The organism is Halomonas cupida (genome assembly GCF_900142755.1).
Taxonomy (GTDB): domain Bacteria; phylum Pseudomonadota; class Gammaproteobacteria; order Pseudomonadales; family Halomonadaceae; genus Halomonas; species Halomonas cupida.
Map to the genome: position 1 here is coordinate 1 of NZ_FRCA01000009.1, position 17,956 is coordinate 17,956.

The window sequence follows — 17,956 nt, forward strand, 5'->3', positions numbered from 1 at the left end:
TCATCGCCACACACACCAGCCAGGCGGCACTTTGTCCGGCCTTGACCACCCAGCGGTCGAAGCCGCTGCGCACCGGGTCGGGAGCCTTTTCCGGCGTTATGTCACTCATGGGGCGTCCTCGGAAACTGTCTCAACAAGCGGACTCGACAAGGGATTTCGAAAGGCCGCGCAGCGTCCGGGACTGTGCCCGGACGCAGGTATCGAAATCGCGGTGGAAGGAAAGCGGTTACAGCTGGCCGCGTGCACGCAGGAAGCTGGTCACCGAGTCATAGAGTTTCTGGGTCATGGCGTTCTGCCCGGCCCATTCCTGCCATTCCTGTTCGGCGGCCTGACGGAACTTGATGCGTTCTTCCTGAGGCAGATCGAACGGATGAACTTCCGGATCCTCATTGAGGCGGGCCAGGGTTTCGATGTCCTGGGCCTTGAGGCGCGCAATCAGGTCATAGGCCATGCCGTCGAAAGCGGTTTCCAGCGTGGTTTGCAGGTCGGCCGGCAGGCTATCCCAGATCTCCTTGTTGAGTGACACGGCGATCATCGGCATGGAGTGGAAGCCGGGATACAGCGGGTAGGGCGCGAAGGCATGCAGCCCCTGGGCGTCATTGTTGGATAGCACCGTGGAATCGGCCGCATCGATGACACCCTTCTCGAGTCCGGTGTAGACCTCAGAGCCAGGCAGGTTGACCGGCGTGGCACCGATGCGCTCAAAGATGTTGTAGACCATCCCTTGGGGCGCGCGGATCTTGAGCCCCTCGAAGTCCGCCAGGCTTTCGATCGGCACCGTGGAGGGAATTGACTCCAGCGGGAAGGTGGCGGCCGCCATCAGGTGCGCGCCATAGGGCTCGACCAGTTCGTTGTAGAGGTCTTCACCACCGGCAGAATTCATGAACTCCAGGAAGTCATAGGGATTGTTCCAGGCACCCACCAGATTACCGATCATGCCGAAGGCCGGATCCTGGCCGGAGAAGTAGCTGGGATCGGTCATATGTCCCTGCAGAATGCCGGAAGATACCGCCTGGAGTGTTTCGGTCGGCCCGACCACCGAGTTGATGGGCAGTACCTCGATACTGACGCGACCGTCGGTCATGGTACTGATGCGCTCGGCCCATTCCTGCTTGATCTTGAAACTGGGCTCACCGGCGGTTTCCGATGCCTGGAAGGTCCATTCGTACTCGGCGGCCTGCGCAGTTACTGAGGTCAACAGTGCGCCAGAGGCCAGTATCAGCGTAGGGAGTGTTCTGTTCATGGTCGCTCTCCGGTCAGGTGTTGTTGTAGGGAGTTGTTGTTGAGAAGCGTTGTGGGGAAACCGCCTCTTGAAGACGGTGAACATGGATTGCTCGGAGGAGCAATGTTGCTCATTGGGCTAATATGTTCAACATATACTTTCGTATGTGTGTACTTTGCATAGGGGAGCGGATAGGGTGGCTGCAACCGCAGTTCACAAGCGTCATCTACCTACCGTGACATCCGAGGAGCATTGCCATGGCCCGGGACAACGAATCCTCTGCCAAGCGCCAACTGCGCAGCGCACAATGGTTCGGCAGCGCCGACAAGAACGGTTTCATGTATCGCAGCTGGATGAAGAATCAGGGCATTCCCGATCATGAGTTCGATGGCAGGCCGATCATCGGTATCTGCAACACCTGGTCAGAGCTGACGCCCTGCAACGCACACTTCCGCAAGATTGCCGAGCACGTGAAGAAGGGGATTCTCGAGGCTGGTGGATATCCGGTGGAATTCCCGGTGTTTTCCAATGGCGAGTCCAATCTGCGCCCCACTGCCATGTTCACTCGCAATCTGGCTAGCATGGATGTCGAGGAGGCGATTCGTGGTAACCCCATGGATGGCGTGGTGTTGCTGGTGGGATGTGACAAGACCACTCCGGCGCTGCTGATGGGGGCGGCGAGTTGCGATATCCCGACCATCGTGGTCACCGGTGGGCCGATGCTCAATGGCAAGCACAAGGGACAGGATATCGGCTCGGGCACCGTGGTCTGGCAGTTGTCGGAGGAGGTCAAGGCGGGACGTATTTCCATCCATGACTTCATGGCTGCCGAGGCCGGGATGTCGCGTTCGGCGGGTACCTGCAACACCATGGGCACGGCCTCGACCATGGCCTGCATGGCCGAGTCGCTGGGCACTTCGTTGCCGCACAATGCGGCAATCCCGGCAGTGGATTCGCGTCGCTATGTATTGGCCCATCTGTCGGGCAATCGTATCGTCGACATGGTGCACGAGGATCTGCGTCTATCGAAGGTACTGACCCGTGAGGCCTTCGAGAACGCCATCCGCACCAATGCTGCCATCGGCGGTTCGACCAATGCGGTTATCCATCTCAAGGCCATCGCCGGACGTATCGGTGTCAACCTGGAACTGGATGACTGGAATCGAATCGGGCGCGGCACGCCAACGCTGGTCGACCTGCAGCCGTCAGGACGTTTTCTGATGGAAGAGTTCTACTATGCCGGCGGTCTGCCTGCGGTTCTGCGTCGTCTGGGCGAAGTCGACCGACTGCCCCACAAGGATGCCTTGACCGTCAACGGCCAGACACTGTGGGATAACGTCAAGGACGCACCGATCTACAATGATGAAGTGATTCGTCCGCTGGAAAAGCCGCTGGTCGAGGATGGCGGAATGTGTGTGCTGCGTGGCAACCTCGCACCACGCGGTGCCGTGCTCAAGCCGTCCGCGGCCAGCCCCGAGCTGATGCGTCATCGTGGTCGCGCCGTGGTGTTCGAGAATTTCGACGACTACAAGGCACGCATCAATGACCCGGACCTCGATGTCGATGAGACCAGCGTGCTGGTGATGAAGCACTGTGGTCCTCGGGGCTATCACGGCATGGCGGAAGTCGGCAACATGGGGCTGCCCTCCAAGCTGCTCGAGAAGGGCGTCAAGGATATGGTGCGCATCTCCGATGCCCGCATGAGCGGTACCGCCTACGGCACGGTGGTACTGCATGTATCCCCGGAAGCGGCGGCGGGTGGCCCGCTGGCGGCGGTGCGCAACGGTGACTGGATCGAACTGGATGCCTATGCCGGCAAGCTGCACCTGGATATCAGTGAGGAAGAGCTAGCCGCTCGCCTGGCGGAGAACGATCCGACCGAGGCCTCGCGCCAGATAGCCTCCACCGGCGGTTATCGCCAGTTGTATATCGAGCGCGTGCTGCAGGCGGACGAGGGTTGTGACTTCGACTTCCTGGTGGGATGTCGGGGAGCGGAAGTGCCTCGCCACTCACACTAGGTTTTCACACCAGGTTCTCATACCAACCCTTGATGGGAATTTGCCACCAATAGCCACACTGCTCGTAGCTCGTAGCTCGTAGCTCGTAGCTCGTAGCTCGTAGCTCGAATAGGGAGACCCCATGTCTCAACGCCCACGCTTGACCCCGGATCAGTTACGTTCGCGCTGGTGGTTCGATAACCCGGAGCATCCGGGGACCACGGCGCTGTGTATCGAGCGCTACATGAACTATGGCGTGACCCTCGACGAGTTGACCTCGGGGCGACCGATCATCGGCATTGCCCAGTCGGGGTCGGATCTCACCCCATGCAATCGTCACCACATCGAGTTGGTCAAGAGGGTCAAGGATGGCATTCGGGCTGCAGGGGGCGTGCCCTTCGAGTTCCCCCTGCATCCGATCCACGAGAATGTACGCCGTCCCACTGCGGCACTGGATCGCAACCTCGCCTATCTGGGGCTGGTCGAGGTGTTGCATGGCTACCCGCTGGACGGTGTAGTACTGACCACCGGCTGTGACAAGACCACTCCGGCCTGCCTGATGGCGGCGGCAACGGTGAATATCCCGGCCATCGTGCTGTCCGGCGGACCTATGCTCAACGGCTGGCGCGGCAATCAGCGGGTGGGGTCGGGAACCATCATCTGGGAGCTGCGCAAGCGCCTGGCTGCCGGTGAGATCGATTATGCCGAATTCCTCTCCACCGCCACTGACTCGGCACCCTCGGTGGGACACTGCAATACCATGGGCACGGCCTCGACCATGAATTCGATGGCCGAGGCGCTGGGCATGAGCCTGCCGGGCTCGGCGATGATTCCGGGGCCCTACAAAGAGCGCGCCATGGTCGCGTACGACACCGGTCAGCGGGCCGTGGAGATGGTCTGGGAGGACCTGCGCCCTCTGGATATCCTGACCCGCGAGGCCTTCGAGAATGCCGTCGTGGTGTGCTCGGCGTTGGGTGGCTCGTCCAATGCGCCGGTGCATGTCAATGCCATTGCTCGCCACGCTGGGGTGCCGCTGAGCAATGATGACTGGCAGCAACTGGGCCATGAGGTGCCGCTGCTGGCCAATGTGATGCCCGCTGGTGTCTATCTCGGAGAGGAGTTCCATCGTGCCGGAGGCGTGCCGGCGGTGGTCAACGAGTTGCTGAAGCACGGGTTGATTCACGGCGAGGCCATCACCGCCAATGGAGGCTCGATGGCCGAGAATGTCGTCGGCTGCGAGACCCTCGACGAGGATGTCATCTGTCGCTTCGATACTCCATTGCTCAAGCAGGCCGGGTTCCTCAATCTCAAGGGGAATCTGTTCGATTCGGCGTTGATGAAGACCAGCGTCATCTCTACGGATTTTCGCCAGCGTTTCCTCTCCAATCCTGATGATCCGGATGCTTTTGAGGGCAAGGTGGTGGTTTTTGATGGTTCCGAGGATTATCACGCCAGGATCGATGATCCCGATCTGGGCATCGACGCCACGACCATACTGGTGATGAGAGGCGCAGGGCCGGTGGGGCATCCCGGTGGCGCCGAGGTGGTCAACATGCAGCCGCCGGAGGCGTTGATCCGTCAGGGCGTGGATTCTCTGCCATGTCTCGGCGATGGGCGACAGTCGGGGACTTCGGGGTCTCCGTCGATACTCAATGCGTCGCCGGAAGCGGCGACCGGCGGGCCTCTGGCCTTGCTGCAAAGCGGCGATCGCCTGCGTGTGGACCTGGCGCGTGGGGAAGTACAACTGCTGATTGATGATCAGGAACTGGTCCGGCGCCGGGAACAACTGGAACGCGACGGTGGTTACCGCTATCCCGCCCATCAGACTCCCTGGCAGGAGATCCAGCGGACGCTGATCGAACCGCTGGATCGTGGCATGACACTGCGTGGTGCCGATGACTATCGCGATGTGGCTCGGTGTTCTCCGCCTCGGGACAACCACTGATATTAACCCGGCATGCTTTCATGTCGGGTTAATGGCGGCACAGGGACGTGCCGCCGTCGGTCATCAGGCCGACGCGAGACCGCACCACACCAGCAGACCCGCGCATCTGCGCCAGTGTGATGCAGACGAAAATCAAATCGATCAGGATGAGCGATTTGATTGCCATGTTATTAACCCGGCACGCTTTCATGTTGGGTTAATGGCGGCACATGGACGTGCCGCCGTCGGCCATCAGGCCGACGCGAGACCGCACCACACCAGCAGATCCGTGCATCTGCGCCAGTGTGGTGCGGGCGACAATCAAATCGATCAGGATGAGCTATTTGATGGCCATGTTAATAGTGATCCGCAGCAGCCTGATCAACCCCGACAGGGACCGGCAGCCCCGGGAGTCTGCTCATCCACTGATGGCTGATCGATTCCGATGTCATCTCTCAGGCGTTGATCGAGCAGCTCGGTCTCTTGCCGGCTGCGTCGCAGATGGTGCTGGTGTTTCCACGCGTCCAGACGTCGCTTTATCCAGTTTTCAATGGCGGTGATCAAACCCAGCGGTGGCATGGCCGGCATGACCAGATCCGGCATGCGATTCAGTGCCGTCTCTTCCTGCCGGTCCTCCATGTCAGGGTGTTCATTCCTGGCTTGGGTCTGATGTCGACGATTGAGCTGTTGCATGGTGCTGCCTCCTGTGACGGTGACTTGTTGGGACAAGTCGGGAATCCATGGCCCCGGAATGTCGTCGAATGATGCCTGGGGCGAGGTCTACACCCGCAGCATCGTCGCTGCATTCTGTTCAATCCAGCGAAACTTGCTACACTGTATTTTCAGGAAATCTGAAAGCATGATCTTCAATGATCTGTTTTATTAACCCGGCATGCTTTCATGTTGGGTTAATAGCGGCACAGGGACGTGCCGCCGTCGGCCATCAGACCGACGCGAGACCGCACCACACCAGCAGATCCGCGCATCTGCGCCAGTGTGGTGTGGACGACAATCAAATCGATCAGGATGAGCTATTTGATTGCCATGTTAATAAGAGAATCGTTTCCAGAGAGCTGTTCCTATAGAACCAGAGGACCCCACCATGTCCGCTTCCGTCGGCCCGGGCTGGCAGGCACCATTGCCGTTACTGGATCTCGATGTGCTGCGCAATTTTGTGGCCATCGTCGAAAACCGCAGTTTCTCGCGCGCTGCTCAGCAAGTGCATCGCACCCCCTCGGCGCTGAGCATGCAGATCAAGAGTCTGGAAGCGACGCTCGGCAAGGCGCTGCTGGTGCGTGAGGCGCGGCGGATCAGCACCACGACCGAGGGCGAGACGCTGTTGCGCTACGCTCGACGTCTGCTGAACCTCAACCAGGAGGCCGTCACCCAGTTTCTGCAGCCGGCCCTGCAGGGCTCGGTGCGGATGGGCACAGCGGACGATGTGGGCACCCGGCTGTTGCCACAAGTGCTGTCGCGTTTTGCCCGTTTCCACCCGTCAGTGCAGGTGGACGTGAGCGTTGCTCCCAGTCTGGAATTGATGGAGCGTTTCGATGGTGATGACCTCGATGTGGCTCTGATGACTTCCGGTACCGATGGCCTGCCTGAGGGAAGAGGGGAAGTGGTACATAGCGAACCGTTGGTATGGGCCGGTCGCAGTGGAGGGTTGGCCAGCGAATGCCGTCCACTGCAATTGGCGCTCTCCAACCACGGCTGTGCCTGGCGCCGCATGGCTCTGGCGGCGCTTGACGCCACCGACATCGACTATCGCATTGCCTATGTCAGCGAGAGTACCTCTGGTCTCTGTGCGGCGCTCAGCGCCGACCTGGCGGTATCGGCATTACCGGCCAGCATGGTGGAGGCACCCTTGCGTAGCCTGGGTCAAGGCGTCGGCCTCCCTGTCATGGGCAATTACCAGGTGCTGATGCTGCGTCACCCCGATCGTCAGTCCGCCAGTGATGCATTGGCTGAAACGGTGATCGAGGCGTTCCAGCACTGGAGTGGACAGTCACTGGAACTGGCCAGCGCCTGATGTCGCGATGGCTGGCGACCTCTGGGGATAAGCTTTTCAATATGATGTTTTCAATGACCTTTTCAATATGATGTTCTCAATGAGCAGGGGGAGAGCCGTTTATGTCGGTGTTTCGTGTGGGTCTCGTGGGGGCGGGAAAGATCGTCCAGGATCAGCATCTGGCTGCCATCGAGGCAACGCCGGGTCTGGAACTGGTGGCCTACGCCGATCCTGGTGTGCAGCTCGAAGGACTACCGGGCTTCACGGATCTGACGGCGATGCTCGATGCTCACCCAGAGATCGATGCGGTGGCCATCTGTACTCCAGCCAGACTGCGTCATCGTCTGGCTCGTGAGGCGCTGACCAGGGGCCGGGCGGTGTTGCTCGAAAAGCCCCCGGCCACTACCCTGGCTGAGGCCGAGGATCTCAGGAGCCTTGCCGAGGACCTGGGGCAGGTGCTGTTTTCTGCCTGGCATTCACGCTATGCGCCGGGTATTGCACAGGCCCGAAAGTGGCTGTCGCGAGGCCAGGTCGATTCAGTGGCGATCCGTTGGCACGAGGATGTGCATGTCTGGCATCCGGGCCAGACATGGCTATGGGAAGCCGGTGGCATGGGGGTGTTCGATCCGGGGATCAATGCGCTATCGATTCTGACCCACCTGCTCGACGAACCGTTCTTCCTGAAGGGAGCCGAGTTGGAGGTACCAGGCAACTGCCAGACACCGATTGCTGCGAGGCTCGACTTCCATCTCGGTGATGGGCCTTCCGGGCAGGCGCGCAGGATTGCGGCGGATCTTGATTTCCGTCACGAGGATCCGCCCCACTGGAACATGACCTTCGAGACCGACTGTGGTGTGCTGGCGCTGGAAGGCGGCGGAGCACGCTTGATCATTGACGGTGAAGTGGTCATCGATGCGCCTGAACGTGAATACCAGGGCGTCTATGCGCACTTTCATGAACTGCTGGCGCGTGGCGTCAGTGATATGGACATCACGCCGCTGCGCCATGTTGCCGATGCCCTGATGCTTGGCCATCGCCATTGGGTAGAGGACTTTGTCGACAGTTGAACGGGGTCGACAGTTGAGCGGGGCGGCGGTTGAGTCAGGAGATGAATGAGCCAGTGGATCAGCGTGCCGGGCGTCGCCAGCTTTGACGACGAATCACATCCCGCAGCCTGGTGCTCAAGGCGGCGGCGCCTGGGGACAGGCGCGTTTCGCGTCGAGTCACCAGGCCATAGGGTTGCACGCTCAGGGCCTCGCGTGTCGGCAGTAGACGAAAGCGCCCTCGGTCGCAGAGTAGATCTGCGACCTCCTGGGTGGTGACTGTCAGTGTATCGGTGGCGGAGACCAGGGCCAGGGAGACCAGAATGTCGGGAGTATCGACAATCTGTAGAGGAGGCGTCAGTCCGTGGTAGGTCAGCAGATAATCGAAGCGCTGGCGCATCAGTGATCCTGACGGTTGCAACACCCAGGGATAGCGCATCATCGCCGCGAGATCGGGGCTGTTGGAAGCGGTGAGCGGATGGTCATGACGACAGACGATGCAGATGGCTTCTTCGCCGATTTCCTCGAACACGAAGTCACCCGCATTGAACCCTGCCGGAATGCGACACAGCGCCAGGTCGAGCTCGCCATTCAGCAACCTGGGGATCAGGGCCTGGCTGACATCAACGTCCACACTGACCTTGAGTCCCGGTAGGTCCAGACGGGTCTCTTCCAGCGCCTGGGTAAGCAGGGTCACGGTAGGATCCATCACGGTGCCCACGGCAACGGTACCGGCGTTGCCGGCCTTCAGTGCATTGAGTTCGTCACCGGTCTGTTTCAGTGAAGACAGCATGGTGCGGGCATGACGCACCATGATCTCGCCATACCAGTTGGGCTCGAGGCCCCGGGAATGACGCTCGAAGAGCTTCAGCCTCAGGCGCTGCTCGAGATCACCGAGGAGCTTTGACGCTGCCGGTTGACTGATGCCCAGGCTATTCGCCGCACGATGCAGGTTGCGGTGGTCGTCCAGTGCCGCCAACAGTTGCATATGGCGTAACTTTAGTCGGACATCGAGATACCAGTCCGGGGCGAGGTCGTCGTTGTCTACCGCTCGCGTCATAGGGTGATAGCCAAATGGATATGAGAAATGTGACAAGGGAGTATTAGCGGTTAATCAGAGCGATGTCCAGGCTGGGATTTCAACCGGAAGACACTCCGGTTGTTCAGTCCATACCTGTGTCTGGAGAATGCGAATGCTGTCACCTGGTTCATCACGCCCTGGTTTATCACGCCTTTTTTCATTACACCCAGGTCCTTCACAGCCTGCTCCATCGCGTTCGGTAGCGTCAGAGCCGGCTGTACGGGAGAGGGGCTTTCCCTCCCGCAAGCGCCATGTCGGCTGCCGTGCGACTGCTGGCCTGGTTTCTGCGATGCTGGTGGGTCTACCACTGTCCGCACTGGCCGGTGATACAACTCAGGAGGAAACAAGGATGAGTGAGGTGCCTGCCGCCGGTGTGACGGCGCAGACCTTTGGCCAACTGCCGGATGGGCGTGAGGTAGAGCTCTACCGGTTGGTCAACGACAATGGCATGGAGATGACAGTGATGTCACTGGGAGGCACCATTGTGTCCCTCAAGACGCCGGATGCCGAGGGCAATCAGGCGGATATCGTGCTGGGCTTCGATAGTCTCGAGGACTATCTGGCACCGGAGTATCGCAAGGCCAATCCGTATTTCGGTGCCCTCATCGGTCGCTATGGCAACCGCATTGCCGGTGGCCAGTTCGAGATCGATGGCCAGACCTGGCAGGTGCCGCAGAACGACGGCAACAACTCTCTGCATGGTGGGAGTCGGGGATTTGATCAGCGCCTCTGGGAGGTCAGCCCAGTGGAGGAGGGCAGCGGTGTCGGCGTGGTGCTGACACTCACCAGCGAAGATGGTGATCAGGGGTATCCGGGTCAGTTGGAGGCCGAGGTGCGTTACACCCTGACCGACGACAATGCGCTGGATATCCATTACCAGGCCACGACCACTGCAACCACACCGGTGAATCTTACCCAGCACAGCTACTTCAATCTCGAGGGCGAGGGCAACGGCGATATTCTCGACCATCAGTTGACCCTCAATGCTGACGCCTTTACCCCAGTGGATGACAGCCTGATACCGACCGGCGAGATTCGCTCAGTCGCCGACACACCGTTTGATTTTCGCCAGCCGACCGCGATCGGTGCCCGTATCGACGAAGACAACCAGCAACTGCAGCGTGGTCAAGGCTACGACCATAACTTCGTGCTGAAGCGTGAGGCTGGTGACGACCTGGTGTTGGCGGCACGTGTCGAGGCGCCAGACAGTGGCCGGGTGATGGAGGTCTACACCACCGAACCGGGGATACAGTTCTACTCCGGTAACTTTCTCGATGGCTCGCTGGAGGGGAAAGCCGGTCAGCCCTATGGTCATCGGTCGGGCCTGGCACTGGAGACCCAGCACTATCCTGACTCACCCAACCAGGCCGATTTCCCCTCTACGCTGTTGTCACCCGGCGAGACCTGGCTCAGCCATACCCGCTATCGGTTCTCCACCCGCTGACTGGCTCAAAGCCTGATCTGGCGCTTCACACTGACTGCAACGATCATCAAGCCCCGCTCATGCGGGGCTTGACGTCTGAATGACATGATCTTTGTAAGGACTCTGTACCAATCCTTCCTTCTCGACCGACAAATCTACGCACTTTAGTCGCAACGGTGGTGATGGCCCTTCTTCCGAGATCCGGCTATTGGCGGCTGATCGCGACATAGTGATAACTAAATGGATATCAATGCCAGTCGTTAATGCTATTTGGCGGTTATGGGTGATACGCCTAGAGTTCGACACAGCAGGCTCATGGGCGCAGCAGCGCCCATTCCCACAACGACATTTCCACAACCACGTTTCCACAACAATAAATTCAGCTCGATTGAGGAGCAGCATGATATGAGACCCCTGTCACTGTTGACGACCATCACCCTGGGGACAGGACTGGCCTTGATGACCACGGTAGGCGCGCAGGCAGCCGATGACATCAAGTTGGGCTTCATCGTCAAGAAGCCTGAGCAGGCCTGGTTCATCAATGAGCAGAGAGCGGCCACGGCCCTCGGAGAGGAGCAAGGCTTCGAGGTGGTGCGTTTGGCCGGGGAAGATGGTCAACAGGTACTCAGCGCCATTGACAACCTCAACTCCCAGGGCGCAAAGGGTTTCGTCATCTGTCCGCCGGATGTGCGCCTGGGGCCGGCGATCATGAATCGGGCTGAGCAGTACGGCATGAAAGTGGTCACCGTGGATGATCGCTTTGTGGGCGCCGACGGTGAGCCGATGGAAGGAGTACCGCATCTCGGCATGTCCGGTTTCAAGATCGGCCAGCAGGTGGGTAATGCCATCGCCGACGAGATGGAGGCGCGTGGCTGGGATCCCGAGGAAGTCGCTGCGCTGCGTATCACCAATTATGAACTGCCGACCGCGAAGGAGCGTACCGATGGCGCGACGCAGGAACTGATCGAGCGTGGACTCCCCGAGGACAATATCTTCGATGCGCCACAGCAGAACACTGATACCGCCAGTGCCTTCTCCGCAGCCTCGCCGGTGATTTCACAGAATGGTGAGTTCGAGCACTGGATCATCTATGCCCTCAATGAGGAGAGTGTGCTGGGTGGCGTAAGGGCCACCGAACAATATGGTCTGTCGCCGGAAGATGTGATTGGCGTAGGGATCAATGGCTCCGGTGCCGCCTTTGCTGAGTTCTCCCGGGACAATCCCACTGGCTTCTACGGCACCGTAGCGGTCAGCTCCACTTCGCATGGCCGCGAAACGGCCAGTAGCCTCTATCAGTGGGTGACCGAAGGCGTCGAGCCGCCGGCCAATGTCGAGACCACCGGTACCTTGATGACAAGAGACAACTGGGAGCAGGTGCGCGATGAGCTTGGCCTTTGATGAAGTTGCCGGCACCGCGCCTCTGCCATCGACTCAAGCCTTCCTGAAGGTCGACAATGTCACGGTCGAATTCCCCGGTGTGCGTGCGCTGGATGGCGTGAGCTTCGAGGCTCACGCTGGCCAGGTCCATGCGTTGATGGGCGAGAATGGTGCTGGAAAGTCAACGTTGCTCAAGGTCTTGAGTGGCGTCAACCGTGTCACTTCAGGCGCCGTCTGGTTGGATGGCGAACGCCACTTGTTTGCCAATGCCCGTGAGGCGCTGGCGCAGGGGGTTGCCATCATCTACCAGGAATTGACGCTGTCGCCCAATCTATCCGTGGCGGAAAACCTGTTGCTTGGCCAGCTACCCGAGAACCGTGGGCTGCTCGACCGCAAGCGGCTATATGCCCGGGCCCGAGAGGTGCTGGACGATCTTGGCGAAACCGAGGTTCACCCGGCGACGAAGGTGCGCGACCTGTCGATTGGTCAGCAGCAGATGATCGAGATCGGTCGAGCCCTGCTGCGCGACGCCCGAGTCATTGCCTTCGATGAGCCGACCAGCAGCCTGTCCGTGCACGAGACCCGACAGCTCAAGCGTATCGTCAAGCGTCTGCGTGACGAAGGCAGGGTCGTCCTGTATGTCACCCACCGCATGGAAGAAGTCTTCGAGATGTGTGATGCGGTCACGGTATTTCGTGATGGCTGCCATATCCGCACCCACGACACCATGCAGGGCCTTGATCACGATACCCTGGTCAGCGAGATGGTCGGGCGCGATATCGAGGATGTCTATGGCTATCGGCCACGGACTAGAGGAGAGGTGTTGCTGTCGATTGCCGGTGTTGCAGGGCATGGGGTAACCAGCCCGGTGAGCTTCGATGTGCATCGTGGTGAGGTCTTCGGGCTGTTCGGTCTGGTCGGTGCCGGTCGCAGCGAGTTGATGCGTCTCGTTTGTGGCGTCGAAGCGCCGAGTGCCGGTGAGGTCCGTTTCCAGGGACAGGTTCGGCGCTTCTCGACTCCCGGTGATGCCATACGTGCGGGTCTGGCCATGTGCCCGGAAGACCGCAAGTCCCAGGGCATCTTTCCCATCGCCAGTGTGTCCGACAATCTCAATATCAGTTGTCGGCGCTTCTTCAAGCGCCTTGGCTGGATGCGCCATGCACGACGCGAGCTCGACAATACCGAGGACTACATCCGTCGACTCAGCATCAAGACGCCGGGGCCACGAACGCCGATCGCATCGCTGTCCGGTGGCAACCAGCAGAAGGTCATTCTGGCACGCTGGTTGTCCGAGCAGATCGAGCTGTTTGTCATGGATGAGCCTACCCGAGGGATCGATGTCGGCGCGCGGCGGGATATCTACAACCTGCTGTATGACCTGGCAGACGAAGGCAAGAGCGTGGTGGTGATTTCCAGCGACCTGGCGGAGATCACGGCTATCTGTGACCGTGTTGGCGTGATGCGCGATGGTGAGTTGGTGGATATCGTGCCTCGTGACCAGGTGACTCCGGAACGCCTGTTGAGTCTTGCCCTGCCGAGTTGATGGCGCGAGTGGCGGCGTTTGCTGCTCTTGCCAGCGCTCTCTCAGAGTCTTTTCTTCCAGCGATTTTCTTCCAGCGACTTTCTTCCAATAACGAAATGAGTAGAGATGTTATGACGACTCAACGCCTGGCTGAAGGCGATGGTGCTGAGGCACCACGCGCCAAGGGCCGTCAGGGACTGGCCAAACCCCTGCGCACGCTGCTCGATACTTCCGGCCTGATTGCCGTCTTTATCCTGTTGTTCATTGGCCTCTCGGTGCTGATCCCCGACTTCCTGACCAGCCGTAACATGGTCGGTCTGCTGTTGTCGGTGACAGTGATCGGGACCATCGCCACCACCATGATGCTGGTGCTGGCGCTGGGGGAAGTGGACCTCTCGGTGGCCTCCATCGTGGCCTTTACCGGAGTGGTGGCGGCGGTAATCACCACCACCTCGGGCAGTGTCTTCATCGGTGTGCTGGGTGGGATTGCCGCCGGGGGCGCAGTGGGTGCCTTCAATGGCTTTGTCGTAGCGCGTTTCGGGATCAATTCGCTGATCGCTACCCTGGCAGCGATGGAGTTCGTGCGTGGTCTGGCCTACATCACTTCCGGCGGTGACGCGGTAATGATTACAGTGCCTGCCTTCTTCGAACTGGGCAGCGCCTCCTTTCTCGGGTTGACCCTGCCGGTCTGGACGATGATTGCGTGTTTCGTGGTGTTTGGTGTGCTGCTCAACCTGACCGCCTTCGGGCGCAATGTGCTGGCCACCGGGGGCAATGCCGAGGCTGCCGCTCTGGCTGGCGTCAATGTCCGTCGATTGAAGGTCATCGTGTTTGGTCTGCAGGGTGTAGTCGCTGGTATCGCTGGTGTACTGCTGACTTCACGCATGGGCCTGGGGGATCCCAATACTGCGCTGGGACTGGAACTTGCGGTGATCTCGGCCTGTGTGCTCGGTGGTGTGGCACTGTCCGGTGGGGTGGCGTCGATTACCGGGGTACTGGTTGGGGTGCTGATCATGGGTTGCGTACAGAACGCCATGGGCCTGCTCAATGTGCCCACCTTCTATCAGTATCTGGTGCGCGGTGCCATTCTGCTGCTGGCGGTGATGTTCGACCGCTGGAAACAGACACGGCGTAGTCGAGGCTGAGCTACGAGCAGCTATGTTCGTTCCAGACGAACAAACGCACTTCCCACATCCCTGTGGGTCGCGAGCCACGAGCAACACGAGCCATGAGGGATGACCTCGTGGCTCGTTTTCGTTCGGAGTGTATTCCAGAGAGGCGCGTCCGTGCTTGATGGAGCTTTACGCCGAGGGAGGAAGTTCCACACCGCTGCCGAGGATGGCATCGCCCGGCTGCAGTCCCAATGCCTCGGCGGTACCGGCAAGTACAGCCTCCGCAGCGCGAAAGGCTGTCTGTGGCTGTCGGGCACGGATTGCCTCCATCAGCTCACGGTGGCGCTCCAGACTGGCTTCGGGGTCGGTGGAGCTCTCGTTGGACATCTCGATCAGCAGGTAGATCGACGGGCGCAGGATGTGTGAGAGCTGTGACCAGACGATATTGCGCGTGGCCTTGAATATGGCGACGTGAAAGGCGATGTCATGGTCACTGTGGAGGCGCCTGGCGTTGCTTCCCGCTGCATACATCTCACGCTCCATGCCTTCGAAGGCCTCCTCGATGGCCACCAGGTCGCGGGCAGTGGCACGACGTGCTGCGGTCATGGCCACCCAGGGCTCCACATCGAGTCGAAAGGCCAGAATCTCGCGTTGGATATCCGGGTTTGGCGCCGCGTAGCGGGTCATCCAGTCGGTGACCTGAGGGTCGAGGATGTTCCAGGCATCAAAGTCGCGAACCCGGGTGCCATGGCCGGAAATGCGCTCGATGATGCCGGCATCGACCAGTTGGCGAATATCGCTGCGTACGGCGGAACGATTGAGGGAGAACTGAGCGGAGAGATCAACTTCCCGGGGTACCAGATCACCGGGCTGATAACGGCCGGAGAAGATTGCTTCGGCGAGGTACTCTGTCACACTGGGGCGTTTGCTGGTGGTAGCGGGGGAAGGCGGCACTATTGAGCTCCATTCAGGGTCCAGCCGATCCTCGCATATGTTGAACATTTACTCAATTCCACCCTTCGTTGCTGGGCGTCCTTGCCTCCATTGTCCGGCAGATGATGACGCGGGTCAGAATCCGCTTTCGCGTACCGCAATGGCTGCCAGCCAGGTGCCCAGGCGTGCCGCCAGACTCTGACGTTCGGCGTCGATATGCAACCGCCCGCGGGCTTCGCGAATGTCGTTCCAGCTCGTGTCAATGCGGGCCTGAACGGCAAACAGCGGTTGCTCCAGCTCCAGTGGCTGTCCCTCACTACCGCTCTCCTGCTGGGTCTTGAGCACACCGCCATGGCGCTCAGCCAACATGGTCTGGTCCAGCAGCCGTGTGCGTGATGGCGCGATACGCACCAGTTCACCGTGCAGGGCGCTGGGCTGACCTTCGACGAAGAAGCGCACCGAGCTGCCGACTTCCAGGCGATGGATGTCCTGCTGGTCAATGTAACCTTCCACTACCCAGTGTGCGGGGTCGATCAGCACCCCCAGTGGTTCCCGGGGGCTCAGCCACTGACCAGGTGCCAGCTGTTCGTTGATGCGTTGCCACTTGCCGGCGAAGGGAGCCGAGAGATGAAGACGAGTGATCTCGCGCTGGTGAGACTCGATATTGCTGAGGTTGAGCAGACGCCTTGCCTGGGCGGCGCTCAGTTGAGCCCGTCCCTGAGGGTTGTCGAGCAGCCCGGTCAGTTCGGCATCGATATTGTCCAGCGCGACCTGCTGAGCGGCGAGATCCAGGCTGATATCCGGCTCGATCAGACTGACCAGCGTGGCGCCTTGTTCCACTGAACCATCGTCATGGCGAGCTTCTAGTCTGGCCGGCATCGGTGCATAGTAGGTCAGCGAGCGCGCCGAATGAATGACGCCGGGGCCGCCGACACTGGTCTGCCACGGAATGAACAGCAGCGCGGTCAAGCCCAGGGCTACCAGCAGCCAGCCAACACGGAAATGCCTCGGGACGGCGCGACGCTGTGACCACCAGTGGGACAGCTCCTGGTGTATCGGGCGCACGATGAACCACAGGATCTCGACGACGAACAGGAAAATCCCCAGTGCCTTGAAGAACATGGTGTAGACGGCCACGGCAATCCCCAGAAACAGCACCAGGCGATACAGCCAGGTGGCGAAGGCAAACCCTACAAGGGCTCGACGGTGCGAGCGCGAAAACGCTTCCGGCCAGGGCTCGTTCAGGCCCAGCAACCTGCGGCGCAACCAGCAGCGTGCCTGACCACCGGCACGTTCGTGGAGGTTGGGAAAGTCGAGCACGTCGGTGAGGATGAAGTAGCCGTCGAAACGCATGAAGGGACTGGAATTCAGTGCCAGCGACAGTACCCAACTGGTGGTTGCCAGATACAGCAGGGCGCTGTTCAGTGCGCCAGGTTGGGTCATCACCCAGCCGAGTGTCGCCAGCCCGGCCAACGCCAGCTCGGTCAGGATACCCGCCGAGGATATTGCCAGGCGCTGGCGCGACCCCTTGAGCTTCCAGCTCTCTCCGGTATCGGTGTAGAGCATCGGCCACAGCACAATAAAGGCGATGCCCATATGCGCTACCTTGACGCCGAGACGGGTGGCCACCAGTGCATGGCCCAATTCATGAAATGACTTGGCTACCACCAGAGCACAGGCAAAGCTCACCAGCCCCGAGAGCGAGAAGGCTTCGACCACGGCATGGGTAAAGCGATCCCAGCGCTGCACCACGAGCAGGATCCCCAGTATGCCCAACAGCAGCACGGCCATGACGCAACTGCGTGTGAACAACCAGGGAAGGGCGCGGGCCATGGTCTGAAGGGCACGTTGTGGACGCACCAACGGCAGGCGGAAGAACAGATAGTTGTGCAACCACCACTTGGCCTTGAGCCAGGGCGAGCGCTCATTGGCCTCGGCGGCAAAGCGATCGACCGTGGCGGTATCCGGTCGCAGTAGGTGATGGGTAGCGAGAAACTCGACCAGTGCCAGTACCTGGTCAACATCCGGCTCCAGTGCCGTCTGGGCACGTATCTGCTGACAGATCTGCTCGGGCCTCTGACCCCAACGACGCAGACATTCGAATTCCAGCCAGCCGATGCGATAGAAGCGATTGGTGACCGGGTCCTCGATGCACCACGCGGGTTCACCATCCCGTTCACGGGCCACTTCGACCAGATGCAGGTCATCACGCAATGGCGGTACCGGGCGCTGGAGGCGTGGGTCCGTGGCGCCGGGCTCATCGGCGGTCAGAGTCGTGGCAACGTCACTGCTGGAGAGATTGATCATCGGACCG

General features: G+C 60.2%; 15 protein-coding genes. 10 read left to right on the forward strand and 5 right to left on the reverse strand.

From position 1 onward, the window contains the following. Positions 1 to 226: 226 nt before the first annotated feature. Positions 227 to 1,243, reverse strand: a complete 1,017-nt coding sequence (locus BUE38_RS15395) for a TRAP transporter substrate-binding protein (protein ID WP_073436137.1) — start codon at positions 1,241 to 1,243, stop codon at positions 227 to 229. Positions 1,244 to 1,479: 236 nt separating this feature from the next. On the opposite strand from BUE38_RS15395, the gene BUE38_RS15400 reads away from it, so the two are divergent. From BUE38_RS15400 to BUE38_RS22645, 3 genes are all read left to right on the forward strand, one after another. Beyond that, complete coding sequence (locus BUE38_RS15400; RefSeq protein ID WP_073436138.1) at positions 1,480 to 3,240, forward strand: IlvD/Edd family dehydratase; 1,761 nt, start codon at positions 1,480 to 1,482, stop codon at positions 3,238 to 3,240. 121 nt (positions 3,241 to 3,361) lie between these two features. Then, positions 3,362 to 5,164 (forward strand): IlvD/Edd family dehydratase, encoded by a 1,803-nt coding sequence (locus tag BUE38_RS15405; RefSeq protein WP_073436139.1) that lies wholly within the window; start codon positions 3,362 to 3,364, stop codon positions 5,162 to 5,164. Positions 5,165 to 5,195: 31 nt separating this feature from the next. Continuing rightward, the gene (locus tag BUE38_RS22645) at positions 5,196 to 5,579 is read left to right on the forward strand and encodes a hypothetical protein (RefSeq protein ID WP_143166354.1); all 384 of its coding nucleotides are present in this window, start codon (positions 5,196 to 5,198) and stop codon (positions 5,577 to 5,579) included. On the opposite strand, the gene BUE38_RS15410 is transcribed toward BUE38_RS22645, so the two are convergent. Further along, positions 5,525 to 5,836: a hypothetical protein gene (locus BUE38_RS15410; protein WP_073436140.1), complete on the reverse strand. Its 312-nt coding sequence runs from the start codon at positions 5,834 to 5,836 to the stop codon at positions 5,525 to 5,527. The genes BUE38_RS22645 and BUE38_RS15410 overlap by 55 nt on opposite strands. Before the next feature lie 176 nt (positions 5,837 to 6,012). On the opposite strand from BUE38_RS15410, the gene BUE38_RS22650 reads away from it, so the two are divergent. The 3 genes from BUE38_RS22650 to BUE38_RS15425 all read left to right on the forward strand — a co-directional run bounded on the left by BUE38_RS22650 (position 6,013) and on the right by BUE38_RS15425 (position 8,218). Next, positions 6,013 to 6,228: a hypothetical protein gene (locus BUE38_RS22650; protein ID WP_143166355.1), complete on the forward strand. Its 216-nt coding sequence runs from the start codon at positions 6,013 to 6,015 to the stop codon at positions 6,226 to 6,228. Between the two features lie 17 nt (positions 6,229 to 6,245). After that, positions 6,246 to 7,172, forward strand: a complete 927-nt coding sequence (locus BUE38_RS15420) for a LysR substrate-binding domain-containing protein (protein WP_073436142.1) — start codon at positions 6,246 to 6,248, stop codon at positions 7,170 to 7,172. A gap of 101 nt (positions 7,173 to 7,273) precedes the next feature. Further along, positions 7,274 to 8,218 carry a Gfo/Idh/MocA family protein gene (locus BUE38_RS15425; protein WP_073436143.1) on the forward strand — a complete coding sequence of 315 codons (945 nt, stop codon included), beginning with the start codon at positions 7,274 to 7,276 and terminating at the stop codon, positions 8,216 to 8,218. A gap of 58 nt (positions 8,219 to 8,276) precedes the next feature. Here the strand turns inward: BUE38_RS15425 and BUE38_RS15430 are convergent, their stop codons facing one another. Beyond that, positions 8,277 to 9,254, reverse strand: coding sequence for a LysR family transcriptional regulator (locus BUE38_RS15430; protein WP_073436144.1), 978 nt, complete (start codon positions 9,252 to 9,254; stop codon positions 8,277 to 8,279). A gap of 370 nt (positions 9,255 to 9,624) precedes the next feature. Between BUE38_RS15430 and BUE38_RS15435 the strand changes: the two genes are divergently transcribed. From BUE38_RS15435 to araH, 4 genes are all read left to right on the forward strand, one after another. Continuing rightward, entirely contained in the window at positions 9,625 to 10,719 is a 1,095-nt protein-coding gene (locus BUE38_RS15435) for an aldose epimerase family protein (protein ID WP_234987057.1), read from the forward strand. 438 nt (positions 10,720 to 11,157) lie between these two features. After that, a complete protein-coding gene (locus tag BUE38_RS15440; RefSeq protein ID WP_371860452.1) occupies positions 11,158 to 12,096 on the forward strand; it encodes an arabinose ABC transporter substrate-binding protein in 939 nt (312 codons plus the stop codon). After that, positions 12,080 to 13,618 carry an L-arabinose ABC transporter ATP-binding protein AraG gene (gene araG, locus BUE38_RS15445; RefSeq protein WP_073436147.1) on the forward strand — a complete coding sequence of 513 codons (1,539 nt, stop codon included), beginning with the start codon at positions 12,080 to 12,082 and terminating at the stop codon, positions 13,616 to 13,618. Before BUE38_RS15440 ends, araG begins: the two co-directional genes overlap by 17 nt. Before the next feature lie 110 nt (positions 13,619 to 13,728). After that, the gene (gene araH / locus BUE38_RS15450; protein WP_073436148.1) at positions 13,729 to 14,742 is read left to right on the forward strand and encodes an L-arabinose ABC transporter permease AraH; all 1,014 of its coding nucleotides are present in this window, start codon (positions 13,729 to 13,731) and stop codon (positions 14,740 to 14,742) included. A gap of 156 nt (positions 14,743 to 14,898) precedes the next feature. Here the strand turns inward: araH and BUE38_RS15455 are convergent, their stop codons facing one another. Together BUE38_RS15455 and BUE38_RS15460 are read right to left on the reverse strand one after the other, a co-directional pair. After that, positions 14,899 to 15,666 (reverse strand): FadR/GntR family transcriptional regulator, encoded by a 768-nt coding sequence (locus BUE38_RS15455; RefSeq protein WP_371860451.1) that lies wholly within the window; start codon positions 15,664 to 15,666, stop codon positions 14,899 to 14,901. A gap of 111 nt (positions 15,667 to 15,777) precedes the next feature. Further along, a complete protein-coding gene (locus BUE38_RS15460) occupies positions 15,778 to 17,949 on the reverse strand; it encodes a site-2 protease family protein (RefSeq protein ID WP_084541985.1) in 2,172 nt (723 codons plus the stop codon). Positions 17,950 to 17,956 lie beyond the last annotated feature (7 nt).